General features: G+C 70.6%; 15 protein-coding genes. 12 read left to right on the top strand and 3 right to left on the bottom strand.

The annotated features are described in order from the left end of the window. From HJD23_RS17630 to HJD23_RS17615, 4 genes are all read left to right on the top strand, one after another. Positions 1 to 249: a type B 50S ribosomal protein L31 gene (locus tag HJD23_RS17630; protein ID WP_171109680.1), complete on the top strand. Its 249-nt coding sequence runs from the start codon at positions 1 to 3 to the stop codon at positions 247 to 249. 3 nt (positions 250 to 252) lie between these two features. Beyond that, complete coding sequence (locus HJD23_RS17625; protein WP_171134039.1) at positions 253 to 1,431, top strand: GTP-binding protein; 1,179 nt, start codon at positions 253 to 255, stop codon at positions 1,429 to 1,431. A gap of 6 nt (positions 1,432 to 1,437) precedes the next feature. Further along, positions 1,438 to 1,671 (top strand): 30S ribosomal protein S18, encoded by a 234-nt coding sequence (gene rpsR, locus HJD23_RS17620; RefSeq protein ID WP_171109681.1) that lies wholly within the window; start codon positions 1,438 to 1,440, stop codon positions 1,669 to 1,671. Positions 1,672 to 2,026: 355 nt separating this feature from the next. Then, positions 2,027 to 2,326, top strand: coding sequence for a DUF397 domain-containing protein (locus HJD23_RS17615; RefSeq protein ID WP_171109682.1), 300 nt, complete (start codon positions 2,027 to 2,029; stop codon positions 2,324 to 2,326). A 110-nt stretch (positions 2,327 to 2,436) separates the two neighbouring features. Here the strand turns inward: HJD23_RS17615 and HJD23_RS17610 are convergent, their stop codons facing one another. After that, positions 2,437 to 2,928: an ATP-binding protein gene (locus HJD23_RS17610; protein WP_232108272.1), complete on the bottom strand. Its 492-nt coding sequence runs from the start codon at positions 2,926 to 2,928 to the stop codon at positions 2,437 to 2,439. Between the two features lie 364 nt (positions 2,929 to 3,292). On the opposite strand from HJD23_RS17610, the gene HJD23_RS17605 reads away from it, so the two are divergent. The 5 genes from HJD23_RS17605 (at position 3,293) to HJD23_RS17585 (ending at position 8,318) form a co-directional block, all read left to right on the top strand. Continuing rightward, on the top strand, positions 3,293 to 4,117 hold the full coding sequence (locus HJD23_RS17605; RefSeq protein WP_171111591.1) for a helix-turn-helix transcriptional regulator: 825 nt from the start codon (positions 3,293 to 3,295) through the stop codon (positions 4,115 to 4,117). Between the two features lie 132 nt (positions 4,118 to 4,249). Then, the gene (locus HJD23_RS17600; RefSeq protein ID WP_171109684.1) at positions 4,250 to 5,710 is read left to right on the top strand and encodes an aldehyde dehydrogenase family protein; all 1,461 of its coding nucleotides are present in this window, start codon (positions 4,250 to 4,252) and stop codon (positions 5,708 to 5,710) included. 50 nt (positions 5,711 to 5,760) lie between these two features. Next, positions 5,761 to 6,402: a PadR family transcriptional regulator gene (locus tag HJD23_RS17595; RefSeq protein WP_171109685.1), complete on the top strand. Its 642-nt coding sequence runs from the start codon at positions 5,761 to 5,763 to the stop codon at positions 6,400 to 6,402. Positions 6,403 to 6,505: 103 nt separating this feature from the next. Next, the gene (locus tag HJD23_RS17590; protein WP_171109686.1) at positions 6,506 to 7,267 is read left to right on the top strand and encodes a MerR family transcriptional regulator; all 762 of its coding nucleotides are present in this window, start codon (positions 6,506 to 6,508) and stop codon (positions 7,265 to 7,267) included. Positions 7,268 to 7,394: 127 nt separating this feature from the next. After that, positions 7,395 to 8,318, top strand: coding sequence for a VTT domain-containing protein (locus HJD23_RS17585; RefSeq protein ID WP_171109687.1), 924 nt, complete (start codon positions 7,395 to 7,397; stop codon positions 8,316 to 8,318). Positions 8,319 to 8,377: 59 nt separating this feature from the next. Here the strand turns inward: HJD23_RS17585 and HJD23_RS17580 are convergent, their stop codons facing one another. Both HJD23_RS17580 and HJD23_RS17575 read right to left on the bottom strand, forming a co-directional pair. Further along, positions 8,378 to 10,048 (bottom strand): threonine/serine exporter family protein, encoded by a 1,671-nt coding sequence (locus HJD23_RS17580; protein WP_171109688.1) that lies wholly within the window; start codon positions 10,046 to 10,048, stop codon positions 8,378 to 8,380. A 140-nt stretch (positions 10,049 to 10,188) separates the two neighbouring features. Beyond that, complete coding sequence (locus tag HJD23_RS17575) at positions 10,189 to 10,680, bottom strand: inorganic diphosphatase (RefSeq protein WP_053756473.1); 492 nt, start codon at positions 10,678 to 10,680, stop codon at positions 10,189 to 10,191. Positions 10,681 to 10,759: 79 nt separating this feature from the next. Here HJD23_RS17575 and dacB point away from each other — a divergent pair, with 79 nt between their 5' ends. The 3 genes from dacB to tilS all read left to right on the top strand — a co-directional run bounded on the left by dacB (position 10,760) and on the right by tilS (position 14,813). Further along, the gene (gene dacB / locus HJD23_RS17570; protein ID WP_171109689.1) at positions 10,760 to 12,337 is read left to right on the top strand and encodes a D-alanyl-D-alanine carboxypeptidase/D-alanyl-D-alanine-endopeptidase; all 1,578 of its coding nucleotides are present in this window, start codon (positions 10,760 to 10,762) and stop codon (positions 12,335 to 12,337) included. Positions 12,338 to 12,461: 124 nt separating this feature from the next. Next, entirely contained in the window at positions 12,462 to 13,589 is a 1,128-nt protein-coding gene (locus HJD23_RS17565) for a zinc-dependent metalloprotease (RefSeq protein WP_171109690.1), read from the top strand. A 195-nt stretch (positions 13,590 to 13,784) separates the two neighbouring features. Beyond that, a complete protein-coding gene (tilS, locus tag HJD23_RS17560) occupies positions 13,785 to 14,813 on the top strand; it encodes a tRNA lysidine(34) synthetase TilS (RefSeq protein WP_171109691.1) in 1,029 nt (342 codons plus the stop codon). The last annotated feature ends 7 nt before the right edge of the window (positions 14,814 to 14,820 follow it).

The raw sequence follows: 14,820 nt of genomic DNA, 5'->3' as shown, positions 1-14,820 counted from the left end.
ATGCGCAAGGGAATCCACCCGGACTACGGTCCCGTCGTCTTCCGTGACCGTGCCGCCAACTACGCCTTCCTCACCCGCTCCACCATGACCAGCGACAAGACGATCGAGTGGGAGGACGGCAACACCTACCCGGTCATCGACGTCGAGATCTCCAACGTGAGCCACCCCTTCTACACCGGCACCGCCCGCGTCCTGGACACCGCCGGACGCGTCGAGCGCTTCGAACGCCGGTACGGGAAGCAGGGCTAGCCCATGCCCGAGCTCTCCGTCGTGATCGTCGGCGGCCTGCACGCCGACGCCCGCAAGGCCGCCGTCGAGCAGCTGCTCGCGGACGTGCCCGGCAGTGTCGTACTCCACCACGACCTGGCGACCGCGGCGGCCGGCACGGTCGTACGGACCGTCCGCGACGCCGACGGCCTCCGGGACGCCGGTGAGGCGCCCCTCGTCAACGACTGCGCGTGCTGCGCCCTGCGCGAGGACCTCGTCCCGGAGCTGGAGCGGCTCGCGGACGCCGGTGACACGCCGCTCGCGGTCGTCGAGCTGTGGGACTCCGTCGAGCCGAAGGCCATGGCCGAGGTGGTCACGTCCGGCGGGCTCACGGTCACCGGCGTGATCACCGCCGTCGACCCGGCGCTGCTGCTGCCGTACCTCGGCAACGGCGACGACCTCGCCGAGGGCGGCCTGGCCGCGGCCGCCACCGACCAGCGGACCGTCGCCGACACCTTCGCGCGGCAGCTGGAGTACGCCCCCGTCCTCGCCGTCCTGGACTCCCCGGAGGCCGACGACGAGGACCGCGAGCTGCTGGCCCAGCTGCACCCGACGGCCCGTCAGGTCCCGATCGGCCACGGTGACCTGACGGGCGCCCAGCGCACAAAAGGCATGAGCGGCGCGCACTCACCCCTCGCGCACGCCGCCCTCGCCGGTTTCGACGTGGAGGCCGCGGCCGCCGCCCAGCACCCCGCCTGCGCCCTGCTCCCGACCGAGGCCGACGCGCACGGAGTCTCCACCCTCGTCTGGCACCGGTGCCGCCCCTTCCACCCGGAGCGGCTCTACCAGGCGCTGGAGGACCTGACGTGCGCCGCCGCGCGCAGCCGGGGCCGGTTCTGGCTCGCCGACAAGCCCGACACGCTGCTGCACTGGGACGCCGCCGGCGGCGCGCTGTGCGTGGAGAGCGCGGGTCCGTGGCTCGCCTCGCTGCCCGACGCGGCATGGGACATGGTGCCGCCGGTGCGCCGTGCCGCCGCCGCGCTGGACTGGCACCCGGAGCACGGCGACTGCTGCCAGCACCTGGTCTTCACGTCCCCCGGCCTGGACCGCGAGGGGCTCACCCACCTGCTGGAGTCCTGCCTGCTCACCGACGCCGAGTACGCCGCCGGGCGCGACGCCTGGAAGCAGTTGCCGCCCGCCTTCGACACTCTTCTGGAGGTCTGACCCGCCATGCCCCGCAAGGCCGACCGCAAGCCTGCCAAGAACCGCCCCAACCCGCTGGATCAGGCCGGGATCTCGTACATCGACTACAAGGACACCGACCTGCTGCGGAAGTTCATCTCCGACCGGGGCAAGATCCGCAGCCGCCGGGTCACCCGCGTCTCGGCCCAGCAGCAGCGGCTGCTGGCGCGTGCGATCAAGAACGCCCGGGAGATGGCCTTGCTGCCGTACTCCAGCCGCTGACGTCCGTCCGCCGCCGGGGCCCGCGGCGGCGGATGGATCATTGGTGGGAGATCCCCTACGGTTGACGCGTAGGGGATCTCCCATTTGTCGTTGTTTCGCACTGAACCGTGGAACAGGAAGGGCGCGGCACGCGTCTGTTCCTAGTGAACGGGGGCCGGTGGTCGCATGTCATGCGATCCCTGGGGCAGACGCGGGAACGGCTTCGGTAAAGCGGTCGTCAAAGCTGTAACCGCAGGAACACCCCCCGTGCACGTGCATCTGCCCGCGCATCTGCACATGAACAGGGTTATGATCCGCCTCAGTTGACCACTGCACCTATGGCCATACCAGCCAGTGCACCACCGGGGAGCGACCTGTGGACCACGACGTGTACGACGGTGATGCGTACGACGGTCACGTGCACCACGGCGCCGGCGCGTCCGGCGTGTACAACGGCATGGCCGCCACGAAGCTGCGCGGGGTGGCCTGGCAGAAGAGCCGGCACAGCAACTCGCAGGGATCCTGTGTGGAGTTCGCGCGACTGCCGGGCGGGAGAGTGGCGGTGCGCAACTCGAACTTCCCGGACGGGCCGGCGCTCGTCTACACGCGCGCGGAGATCGAGGCGATGCTCCTCGGCGTGAAGGACGGCGAGTTCGACCACCTGATCGCGGGCTGACACAGCGCTGAGCGGGGTGCGGGAGCGGGGTACCGGGAAGCGGCCGGTGATCGGCCGCTGACCCGCCGTAACGCGCGTAGAACCTCGGCACAGGAAGGTGCCGAGGTGCCTCACGCTTCCGGCTGCAGCCGGAACATCGCCCAGACGACCTTGCCGCTCAGCGTGCCGGCCAGCGGATGCCAGCCCCAGCTGTCGCAGAAGGAGTCGACGAGGAACAGTCCGCGACCGGACTCCGCCGAGAAGTCGTCGGCCTCGCGCGCGACCGGACTGTCGTTGCTGGGGTCGCGCACCGCGCACACCATCCGCTCGGTCCAGCGCATCAGGTGCAGTCGCACCTGCGGCGGCTCGTGCTCACCGGCCCGGTCCGCCGGGCGCGGGGCGACGGCGGGCAGGGCATGCCGCAGAGCGTTGGTGACCAGCTCGGAGACGACCAGGCAGACGTCGTCGAAGCGATGGCCCACGTCCCACTGATCGAGCGTTCTGCGGGTGAAGTGCCGTGCCTCGCGCACCGCTTCGTAGCGGGCGGGCAGGGCGCAGGAGGCGGCGTTGGACACGGCCGTGGGATCCAACGGCGGAAGGCCCTGCCGTAAAGGCTCGAGCATGGTCGATCCATTCGTCCCCATGCGAGGCACTCCCCCGGGAATTCGCGGTCGTGGCGATGCAGCGGTGGCGCGGGACCATGGTTTCGGATGCGCACAGCAGATGCAAGGGCAGATGCACGTGCACGCGACCGAATTGGACCTTCCCGTACCGCTTGTTGGCCATTTTTTCCGCCATCTTCACGCCGTCCGCTTGCCTTCTCCTTGCGTTCGGCTCCCCGAACGCATCCGGAATCTTTGGCTTCTTTCCGTCTGTGTAATCGGACGAGTACAGCTCGGAGTGTTTTAGTGGCAGACTGCGGGCCCTGAAGACGGTTGGGGAGGCTGGAACGTGAGCGCGGGAGAGCCCGGATCGGTGGTGCGGCGCATGCTGCTCGGCTCGCAACTCAGGCGACTGCGAGAGGCGCGCGGCATCACGCGCGAGGCGGCGGGGTATCACATCCGCGCCTCCGAGTCGAAGATCAGCCGGATGGAGCTGGGCCGGGTGAGCTTCAAGACGAGGGACGTCGAAGACCTGCTGACGCTGTACGGAATCGTGGACGAGACAGAGCGGACGTCACTGGTCTCCCTCGCCCGGGAGGCCAATGTCGCGGGCTGGTGGCACAGTTACTCGGACGTCCTGCCGAGCTGGTTCCCCACCTATGTGGGCCTGGAGGGCGCGGCGTCCCTGATCCGCGCGTACGAGGTGCAGTTCGTGCACGGGCTGCTGCAGACCGAGGCGTACGCGCGTGCCGTCGTCCGGCGCGGCATGAAGGGCGCGAGCGAGGCCGACGTGGAGAAGCGCGTCGCGCTGCGCCTGGAGCGGCAGAAGCACCTCGTCGCCGAGAACGCCCCCGACTTCCACATCGTCCTCGACGAGGCCGCCCTGCGCCGCCCGTACGGCGACCGCGAGGTGATGCGCGGCCAGCTCCAGCACCTGATCGACTTCTCCGAGCGGCCCAACGTACGGCTGCAGATCATGCCGTTCAGCTTCGGCGGCCACTCCGGCGAGTCCGGCGCCTTCACCATCCTCGGCTTCCCGGAGTCCGACCTGTCGGACGTGGTGTACCTGGAGCAGCTCACCAGCGCGCTGTACCTGGACAAGGTGGAGGACGTCGCCCAGTACGAGAAGGCGCTGAAGGAGCTCCAGCGGGACAGCCCCGGGCCGGCCGAGAGCCGGGACCTGCTCAGGGGGCTGCTCCAGCTGTCCTGAAAGATTCCCGGCTCTCCTGAGAGTGCCCGGCTCTCCTGAGAGGTTCCCGGAGAGTTACTCCAACTCTGTTGCATCACAAGTACGATGACGCGTGATCAGGCACTGCTTCACCGGCAGGGATTGAGGGATCACATGTCGTCCTACTTCACCGACCTGGCTCAGCAGTACATCGACGGCGAATGGCGTCCGGGCACCGGTTCCTGGGACATCATCGACTTCAACCCGTACGACGGTGAGAAGCTGGCCGCGATCACCATAGCCACGGTCGACGAGATAGATCGGGCCTACCGTGCCGCCGCCCGCGCCCAGCGGCAGTGGGCCGAGGCCGGGCCGCACGCCCGCCGCGCCGTGCTGGAGAAGGTGCTGCGGCTGGTCGAGGAGCGCGAGCAGGAGCTCACCGAGGCGATCATCGCCGAGCTGGGCGGTACGCGCGTGAAGGCCGGTTTCGAGCTGCACCTCGCCAAGGAGTTCCTGCGCGAGGCCGCGAGCCTCGCGATGCGCACCGAGCACCGCCTGATCCCCTCCCCGGACCCCGGCAAGGAGAACCGCCTCTATCGCGTCCCGGTCGGCGTCGTCGGGGTCATCAGCCCCTTCAACTTCCCGTTCCTGCTGTCCCTGAAGTCGGTCGCCCCGGCCCTCGCCCTGGGCAACGCCGTCGTCCTCAAGCCCCACCAGGACACCCCGGTCGTCGGCGGCACGGTCATCGCCAAGCTGTTCGAGGACGCGGGACTGCCCGCCGGTCTGCTCAACGTCGTCGTCACCGACATCGCGGAGATCAACGACGCCTTCCTGGAGCACCCGGTCCCCAAGGTCATCTCCTTCACCGGCTCCGACAAGGTGGGCCGGCACGTCGCCACGGTCTGCGCCCAGCACTTCAAGCGCGCGATCCTCGAACTCGGCGGCAACAGCGCGCTGGTGGTCCTCGACGACGCCGATCTCGACTACGCCGTCGACGCGGCCGTCTTCAGCCGGTACGTCCATCAGGGCCAGGTCTGCATGGCCGCCAACCGCGTCCTGGTGGATCGCTCGGTCGCCGACGCGTTCACGGAGAGGTTCGTCGCCAAGGTGAGCGGCCTGAAGGCCGGTGACCCGAGCGACCCGGAGACGGTCATCGGCCCGCTGATCAACTCCTCGCAGTCGGAGGCGATCACGTCGGTCGTCGAGCAGGCGGTCGCCGAGGGCGCCACCGCGCTGGTACGCGGCTCCACGCGCGGCAACCTGGTCGAGCCGTCGGTCCTCACGGACGTACCGACCGACTCGGCACTGCTCCGCCAGGAGATCTTCGGCCCGGTCGCCCTCCTCGTCCCCTTCGACGGCGAGGAGGAGGCCGTACGCCTCGTCAACGACAGCCCGTTCGGCCTGAGCGGCGCCGTGCACACCGCCGACGTCGAACGCGGCGTCCGCTTCGCCCAGCGCATCGACACCGGCATGTTTCACGTCAACGACGGCACCGTGCACGACGAGCCGCTCGTCCCGTTCGGCGGCGAGAAGCACTCCGGCCTGGGCCGCCTGAACGGCGAGACGACGCTGGAGGCGTTCACGACGTTGAAGTGGATCTCCGTGCAGCACGGTCGGAGCGCGTTTCCGTTCTGAGGTCCGCCGCCGGGGCGAACCGGCAGACATGGCGGCCTAACCTGGACCGCATGTCAGCGATCCGTCTCCTCGTGCTCGGTGCCGTGCGCCAGCACGGGCGGGCCCACGGGTACCAGGTGCGCAACGACCTGGAGTACTGGGGCGCGCACGAGTGGTCCAACGCCAAGCCCGGCTCGATCTACCACGCGCTGAAGCAGATGGCCAAGCAGGGCCTGCTGCACGCGCACGAGATCGCGCCGTCCACCGCGGGCGGCCCGCCGCGCACCGAGTACGAGATCACACCGGCGGGCGACCAGGAGTACTTCGCCCTCCTGCGCGACGCGCTGACCTCGTACGACCAGAAGGTCGACGTCAAGTCGGCGGCCATCGGCTTCATGGTCGACCTGCCGAGGGCCGAGGCGGTCGCGCTGCTCAAGGAGCGCATCCGGCGCATCCAGGAGTGGCGCGACGCCGTCACCGGCCACTACGTCCCCGAGGGGGGCCCCGAGCAACTGGGCCACATCGGCGAGATCATGAACCTCTGGCTCCACACCGCCGACGCCGAGGCCGAGTGGGCCAGAGGACTGATCGGCCGCATCGAGGGCGGCGCCTACACCTTCGCCGGCGAGGGCGAGCCGTTCGTCGGCGTGCTCGCCGAGGGCGAGCAGAACCCGTACGCCACGGGGGAGCGGCATCCGGAGGACGCCCGCTGATCAAGCACGTCACGGTGGCCCGCCGGCGCTGCCGCCGATTCCGGCTTGCACCTGACGTCGCGTGAGGGCTCAGCGTGGACGGCGTACCGAGAAGGGAGCGGAAGTGAGCTACTCCGTGGGACAGGTCGCCGGGTACGCCGGGGTCACGGTGCGGACCCTGCACCACTACGACGACATCGGCCTGCTCGTCCCGAGCGAGCGCAGCCACGCGGGCCACCGGCGCTACAGCGATGCCGACCTCGACCGGCTGCAGCAGATCCTGTTCTACCGAGAGCTCGGCTTCCCGCTCGAAGAGGTCGCCGCCCTGCTCGACGATCCGGACGCGGACCCCGGCGCACACCTGCGCCGCCAGCACCAACTGCTGACCGCCCGGATCGAGAAGCTGCAGAAGATGGCGGCGGCCGTGGAGCACGCCATGGAGGCACGCAAGATGGGCATCAACCTCACGCCCGAGGAGAAGTTCGAGGTGTTCGGGGACTTCGACCCGGACCAGTACGAGGACGAGGTGCAGCAGCGCTGGGGCGACACCGACGCCTACCGGCAGTCGCGGCAGCGTTCGGCCTCCTACACCAAGGAGGACTGGCTGCGGATCCAGCGCGAGGCCGAGGAGATCAACGGCCGCTTCGTCGCGCTCATGGAGGCCGGAGAACCGGCGGACTCCGAAGCGGCCATGGACGCCGCCGAGGGACACCGCCGGTGGATCTCCGGCAATCACTACGACTGCGGGCACGAGATGCACACCTGCCTCGGCGAGATGTACGTGTCCGACCCGCGGTTCACGGAGACGTACGACACGATCCGCCCCGGCCTCGCGGTCTATCTGCGCGACGCCATCAAGGCCAACGCGGCCCGGCACTCCTCCTGACCCTTCTGGCCCGGGACCCCGCTCCCGGGCCGGAACCACCGGGAACCCGAGGCGGACACCTTGCGTTGATAGCTTTGTCCAGCCGTATTGGATGCCGTACTTCCCGACCCCTCAGGAGCCCGGAACCGTGACGACGCTTGCCCTCGGACCGAGCTGGCTGGATCCGAACTATCTGCTGGACACCTTCGGTATCTGGGGCCTGCTCCTCATCGTCTTCGCCGAATCGGGCCTGCTCATCGGCTTCTTCCTGCCGGGCGACTCGCTCCTGTTCACGGCCGGCCTGCTGATCGCTTCGAAACAGCTGGACTTCCCGCTGTGGGCGGCCGTCGTGCTGATCTGCATCGCCGCCATCCTCGGCGACCAGGCGGGCTACATGTTCGGCAAGAAGGTCGGCCCGGCGCTCTTCACCCGCCCCGACTCCCGCTTCTTCAAGCAGGAGAACGTCACCAAGGCCCACGAGTTCTTCGAGAAGTACGGCCCGAAGTCCCTGGTCCTGGCCCGCTTCGTGCCCATCGTGCGCACGTTCACGCCGATCATCGCGGGCGTCAGCGGCATGCGGTACCGCTCGTTCCTGATCTTCAACGTCGTCGGCGGCATCCTGTGGGGCGCGGGCGTGACGCTGCTCGGCGCCTGGCTGGGCAACATCGGCTTCGTCAAGGCGAACATCGAGGCGATCCTGATCCTGATCGTCTTCGTCTCGGTGCTCCCGATCATCATCGAGCTGTGGCGAGCCCGCTCGAAGAACAAGAAGAACCCCCCTCAGCAGCCCCAGCCCCAGCACCAGCCTCCGGCCCAGCAGCAGCCCCTGATGGACGACGCCACGACCCAACTCCGCCGCATCGAGCCGGACCACCAGCACGACCAGGGGTACGGCGGCCAGCAGGGTTACGGTCAGCAGGGGTATGGCTATGGCCAGCAGGGGTACGGCGACCAGGGCTACCCGCAGCAGTACCCGCAGCAGGAGCCGTACGCCCAGCAGTACCCGCAGCAGCAGTACGGCGGCCAGCAGGGCCAGCAGCAGTACCCGTACGACCCTTACCGGCAGAACTGAAACGCCCTCAGGGGCGCGGGCTGTATCGATGTGCGGCTCCGCCGCGTGGGCGCCCGGCGTCAGAACCCTCGCGTCCGCTTCGCAGCCCGCCGCCCCCCGGCGGAGCCCCCCGGCAGCCGCAGGAACAACCGAGAGATCTCCGACCCCAGATTGACCCCGATCGCAATGGCCATCGCCAACGCCGCGGCCTTGGTCAGCGACCCCAACCCCGGATCCACCTCGTTCTGCGCGATCGACAACAGCCCGAAGTACGTCGCGGATCCCGGCAGCAACGGCCCGATCGCGGCCGTCGTGTACGGCAGCGCGGACGCGTACCGGTACCGCGACAGCAGTTGCCCGAACAGCCCCACCAACCCCGCGGCCACCGCCGTGGAGGCCACCGGTGAGATGTCCCCGGCGTAGTGCATCGCCCCGTACACGGTCCACGCGACACCCCCGTTGAGCGTCACCGCGAGCACGGTGGACCGTTCCTGCTGCAACAGCACCGCGAAGGTCAGCGACAGCAGCATCGCCGCGGCGATCTGCACCCAGGGCCGCTCGGCGATGTACAACGCCGTGTCGGGGTTGAGCTGGGCACCGAGCTGAACGCCGAAGTACAGCACGACCAGCACGCCCACGACGATGCCCACGAAGAGGTACATGACCTCCAGCAGACGCGCCGCCGCGGTGATGTAGAAGCCGGTCAGGCCGTCCTGCACGCCCGCCACCAGCGCCCGCCCGGGCAGCAGCGCGAACAGTCCACCGGTGATGACGGCGGACGCCTTCACGTCGACGTGCAGCAGCGTGAGCGCGACCCCCATCGCGGCCGGCGGCATCGCGGCCACGGTGAACTGGTAGAACTCCGGCAGCCCGCGCCCGGCGCAGAGCCAGGCCAGCCGGTCGCCGAGCATCGCGCCCAGCGCGGCCGCGACGAACACGATCAGGCCACCGCCGACGAGCACGGAGGCCGCACCGGCGAGCAGCCCGGACGCGGAAGTGAGCACCCAGGTCGGGTACGGGTGCCGGTTGCGGCGGATCTCCGCGAGGCGCCGGTAGGCCTCCTCCAGGGAGATGTGGGTCTCGGGGTCGCTGAGGTCGTCGACGAGCCGGAAGACGGCCGCCAGGCGCGTGTAGTCGGTGCCCCGGCGGCGTACCGTCCGGGACGCCGTCACGGGGTCGTCGACGAGGGACGGCTGGTACGAGATCGACAGCAGCGTGAAGGTGACGTTCGGCTCACAGCGGTCCAGGCCGTAGGAGCGGCAGACCGCGAACATCGCCGCCTCGACGTCCTCGGCGCCCTCACCGCCGGCCAGCAGCAGCTCACCGATGCGCAGGGTCAGGTCGAGGACGCGCGGGACGGCGGGGCCGCCCTCCTCCTCGGCCTTCTGCACCGGCTCCGGCGCGGGCCGCTCGGCCACCGGCAGCCGCAGCATGGTGCGCATCCGGTCCTGCCAGGGCACGTCCTTGGTGAGCCGGACCGCGGGGATCCCGCTCGCGGGCGTGAACGCGACCGGCGCGCTGCGCGAGTTGTAGGTCTTCGGCGGGCTGAACGCCGACCCCTCGGGCTCGGCGGCGGACGGCGCCGGGACGTCGAGTCCGTCCGGCACGGCGAACTCGGACGTCGTCTCCGGCTCGGCGCCCGTCTTCGCGACGTCCAGCCCCTTGGGGACCGCGAACTCGGACGTGACCTCGGAGTCGAACGTGGTCCTGGCCTCGTCCGACTGCGGCTTGCGGTCCTCCGCCTCCGTCACCTAAGCAGTGCTCCCTGTCCCTATACATCCCTGTACGACATACATCCCTGTACGACACACTCGATGGCCCAGTATGCGCACAGACACGCGGACGGGCCGCACGCGTGCGCGTGCGGCCCGTCTACCCGGGATGCGGGCGCTCAGTGACCGCCCTGCTCCTTGAAGCGCTTGTAGGACCGCTCGATCTCGGCCTCGGCCTCCGTCCGGCCCACCCAGTTGGCGCCCTCGACGGACTTGCCGGGCTCCAGGTCCTTGTAGACCTCGAAGAAGTGCTGGATCTCCAGGCGGTCGAACTCGGACACGTGGTGAATGTCGCGCAGGTGCTCCACGCGCGGGTCGTGCGCCGGAACGCACAGCAGCTTGTCGTCGCCGCCGGCCTCGTCGGTCATCCGGAACATGCCGATCGCACGGCACTGGATGAGGCAGCCGGGGAACGTCGGCTCGTCCAGGATGACCAGCGCGTCCAGCGGGTCGCCGTCCTCGCCGAGGGTGTTCTCGACGAAGCCGTAGTCGGCCGGGTAGCTGGTCGACGTGAACAGGCGGCGGTCCAGGCGGATACGACCGGTCTCGTGGTCCACCTCGTACTTGTTCCGCGAACCCTTCGGAATCTCGATCGTGACGTCGAACTCCACCGGTGGCTCCTCCATGATCAGCACACAGTTCTGGTGGTTAAGTGTCCCTCACGCAGCTGTGTGATCGCGAAAGGGGCTGGTGGTCGTGCCCGAGCTGAGGCCTTGGCAGGCCGCGAGACCGCGTGTGGCGCGGATCGCGAACGCCGTTCGTCCCCGTCTCGCCCGGGCCCGCGCGGCCACCGCGCCCCGGGTCGCCCGGTGGGCGTCGGCCGCGAAACCGCAGGTCGGGAAGGTGATGGGGGCGAACCCGTGGCCGTACACCGCGGTCGCCGCCACCGCGGGCCTCGTGCTGGCCGCCGGTGTGGTGACCGCCGCGGGGCCCTGGGACTCCTCCGGCCAGCGTACGGCGGAGCGGGACCGGGCCGCCGCCCAGGAGGACCCGGGTGGCGCAGATCACGGCGGTGACTCCGGCATGGCCGGCGCCCCGAAGCCCGCACCCAGCGCCGCCTCGGTCCTGACCGGCCTCGGCGGCGCCGCGAACGCCGTCAAGTCGGCGCCGAACGGCCGGGACCTGGCCGGTGTCCTGGAGCCGCTGCTGGCCGATCCGGCGCTCGGCAGCCGCCGTACCGCCGTGGTCGTCGACCTGACCACCGGCAAGCGGCTCTACGGCAGCGGCGCCGACGAGGCGCTCACCCCCGCCTCCACCACGAAGATCGCCACCGCCGTCGCCGTCCTGTCCGCCCTGGGCCCCGACCACCGCCTCACCACCCGCACCGTCTACGAGCCCGACACGAAGGAACTCATCCTCGTCGGCGGCGGCGACCCCACCCTCACGGCCCGCAAGGACAGCGCGGGCCAGGCGAGCCTGCGCACCCTGGCCGCCGACACGGCGGCCGCCCTGAAGGAGCGCAAGCTGCGCGAGGTGACGCTGTCGTACGACACCACCCTGTACGCCGGGCCCGAACTTCACCCCATCGGTATCAACGACAACATCGCCGCCGTCAGCGCCCTGATGGTGGACGAGGCCCGCACCGACGCCTCGACCAGCGGGCCCGTGCCCCGCGTGCCCGACCCGGCGGCGGACGCCGCCCGGCAGTTCGCGGAGCTGCTGAACGAGCACGGCATCAGCACGACGTCCCCCGGCCCGTCCAAGGCGACCCGGCGCGCCCAGCCCCTCGCCGAGGTCCAGTCACCGCCCCTGTCGGCCCTGGTCGAGCGGATGATGACCAACAGCGACAACGACATCGCCGAGGCCCTCGCCCGCCACACCGCCCTCGCGACCGGCGAACGCGCCGACTTCGACGGGGCCGGACGCGCCATCCACGCCCAGCTGCAGAAGCTCGGCCTGCCGCTGCAGGGCGCCCGTTTCAAGGACGGCAGCGGACTCGACCGCGAAGGCCGCCTCACCGCCAACCTGCTGTCGCGCCTGCTCCTGAAGGCCGCCGACCCCTCCCGGCCCGAGCTGCGCCCCACCCTCACCGGCCTGCCGGTGGCCGGCTTCACGGGCACCCTGACCGGCCGGTACGCCGACGGCGCGGCCGGCATCGTACGCGCCAAGACCGGCACCCTCACGGGCGTGAACACCCTGGCCGGGACGGCCGTCACCCGGGACGGTCATGTTCTGGGATTCGCCTTCCTGGCGTCGGAGACGACCGACGCGACGGCCGCCCAGACGGCCCTGGACCGCGCGGCGACGGCGCTGACGACCGCCCGCTGAACCGGGTGCGGGGCCCCTGGAGGCAGCCACCACCGCCGCCGGCGGGCCGGGGCTGGCGGCGCCCCCGGCCCCCGCCGATCGTCACGCCCTGCCCGAAGTGGGACCGCTCACGTACGGTTGACGCATGACGAGCATCGGTGCTTCTTCCGGGATGGTCGACTGGAACCTCGCGGTGGCGACCGCGACCCGGCTCGTGCGGCCGGGCCCAGAAGTGAGCCGCGACGAGGCCCGGGCCGTCGTCGCGGAACTTCGCCGGCACGCCAAGGCCTCGGAGGGACACGTCCGGGGCTTCACCCGGATGGGCACCGAGGAGACCCACGACACCCCCGTCCTCGTGGTCGACCGCCCCGGCTGGGTCCGGGCCAACGTCGCCGGCTTCCGGGAACTGCTCAAGCCGCTGCTCGGCAAGATGCAGGAGCGGCGCGGCAACACCCCCGGCGGCGCGGTCCTCGGCGCCGTCGGCGGCAAGGTCACCGGCGTGGAACTGGGGATGTTGCTGTCCTTCCTGGCCTCCCGCGTCCTCGGCCAGTACGAGACCTTCGCACCCGCCGCCCGCGATCTCCCGGCCGGCGAGAACGGCGGCGGCAGGCTGCTGCTCGTCGCCCCCAACATCGTGCACGTCGAGCGCGAACTCGACGTCGAACCGCACGACTTCCGCCTGTGGGTGTGCCTGCACGAGGAGACGCACCGCACGCAGTTCTCCGCCGTGCCGTGGCTGCGTGATCACCTGGAGGGCGAAATCCAGTCGTTCTTGGCGGAGACCGACGTCGACCCCATGACCGTCCTCGAGCGCATCCGCGAGGCCGCCCAGACGCTCGCCGGGGGCCGTCCCGAGGGCGAGGAGGACGACGGCGGCCGGTCCCTGGTGGAGCTGGTGCAGACCCCGGCACAGCGGGAGATCCTCGGCCGGCTCACCGCCGTGATGTCACTGCTGGAGGGCCACGCCGACTTCGTGATGGACGGCGTCGGCCCGGACGTCGTACGGACCGTGGGGGAGATCCGCGAGAAGTTCCAGCAGCGCCGCGCCAAGGGCGCCTCCCGCCTGGACCTGGCCCTGCGCAAGCTGCTCGGTCTGGATGCCAAACTCAGGCAGTACCGGGACGGCGAGCGCTTCGTACGGGCCGTCGTCGACGAGGCCGGCATGGACGGCTTCAACCGCGTGTGGACCTCCCCGAACACCCTCCCCACCAAGGCGGAGATCGCCAAACCGGCGGACTGGATCGCACGGGTGCATCGCAGGAGTGAGACATGAGCGTCGGGTGAGCAGTGGTGAACCGGATCCGGCCGACGGCAGACGGACGTCCCTCCAATCACCCGTCCGAGGGACCGTGAGCCATGGGTAGGCGTGCAATGCTCGGGGAACGGCCCGGTTCTGTCACCATCTACACACTCTGAGTGACCGAACTCGGGCTCACCCCCGAAAAAACTTCATGAAGGGAACCGGACAATGGGTCCCCATCCTGCGGTCGCGGCGATACGCCTGGCGGTCCGCCGCGTCCTCCACGACATCCTCACCGAGCACACCTCCGCCCCCCACACCGCCGACCCCGACGAGCGTCCCCCCTCCCCGCTCGTGCTCGTGGCCTGCTCCGGCGGCGCCGACTCCATGGCGCTGGCCTCCGCGGTCGCATTCGAGGCCCCCAAACTCGGCATCCGCGCGGGCGGCATCACCGTCGACCACGGCCTGCAGCCCGGCTCCGACCTGCGCGCCGAGGAGGTCGTGCTGCGGCTGCGAGAACTCGGCCTGGACCCGGTCGAGTCCACCACCGTGCGCGTCGGCCGCGACGGAGGTCCCGAAGCCGCCGCCCGGGACGCCCGCTACGCCGCCCTCGACGCCGCCGCCGTACGCCACCGAGCCGCCGCCGTCCTGCTCGGTCACACCCGCGACGACCAGGCCGAAACCGTCCTGCTGGGCCTCGCCCGCGGCTCCGGCATCCGCTCCCTGTCCGGCATGGCCGCGGTCTCGGGGGCCGGCGGCCGTTACCGGCGCCCGTTCCTCCAGCTCGACCGGCAGACCGCCCGCAAGGCCTGCATGGTCCAGTCCCTGCCGGTGTGGGACGACCCGCACAACGCGGACCCGGCCTACACCAGGTCGCGGCTGCGGCACGAGGGACTGCCCGCCCTGGAGAAGGCGCTCGGCAAGGGCGTCGTCGAGGCGCTCGCCCGCACGGCCCAGCTCTCCCGGGACGACGCCGACGCCCTCGACACCTGGGCCAGCCAGGCCGAGGCCTCCGTCCGCGACGCCGCCGGCGGCCTGGAGTGCGCCAAGCTGTACGCCCTGCCGCCCGCGGTACGCCGCCGGATCCTGCGCCGGGCCGCCATCGAGGCCGGTGCGCCGGCCGGTTCGCTGTTCGCCCGTCACATCGAGGAAGTCGACCGCCTGATCACCGGCTGGCGCGGTCAGGGAGCCATCAATCTCCCCGGCAAAGTCGTCGTCCAGCGCCAGGGTGGCAGACTGGTGATTCGGCAAGGCTGAATCCGGA

Origin of the sequence: Streptomyces sp. Z423-1 (assembly GCF_013009255.1) — a bacterium.
GTDB lineage: Bacteria > Actinomycetota > Actinomycetes > Streptomycetales > Streptomycetaceae > Streptomyces > Streptomyces gossypiisoli.
Note: the sequence above shows the minus strand (reverse complement) of the source record. Positions and strands in the feature narration are given on the sequence as shown.

Coding starts and splice junctions, on each gene's coding strand:
- HJD23_RS17565 (WP_171109690.1), top strand. CDS start 12,462: ATGACGAGCATCGGTGCTTCTTCCGGGATGGTCGACTGGAACCTCGCG.
- HJD23_RS17600 (WP_171109684.1), top strand. CDS start 4,250: ATGTCGTCCTACTTCACCGACCTGGCTCAGCAGTACATCGACGGCGAA.
- HJD23_RS17625 (WP_171134039.1), top strand. CDS start 253: ATGCCCGAGCTCTCCGTCGTGATCGTCGGCGGCCTGCACGCCGACGCC.
- HJD23_RS17630 (WP_171109680.1), top strand. CDS start 1: ATGCGCAAGGGAATCCACCCGGACTACGGTCCCGTCGTCTTCCGTGAC.
- HJD23_RS17595 (WP_171109685.1), top strand. CDS start 5,761: ATGTCAGCGATCCGTCTCCTCGTGCTCGGTGCCGTGCGCCAGCACGGG.
- HJD23_RS17610 (WP_232108272.1), bottom strand. CDS start 2,928: ATGCTCGAGCCTTTACGGCAGGGCCTTCCGCCGTTGGATCCCACGGCC.
- rpsR (WP_171109681.1), top strand. CDS start 1,438: ATGCCCCGCAAGGCCGACCGCAAGCCTGCCAAGAACCGCCCCAACCCG.
- HJD23_RS17605 (WP_171111591.1), top strand. CDS start 3,293: ATGCTGCTCGGCTCGCAACTCAGGCGACTGCGAGAGGCGCGCGGCATC.
- tilS (WP_171109691.1), top strand. CDS start 13,785: ATGGGTCCCCATCCTGCGGTCGCGGCGATACGCCTGGCGGTCCGCCGC.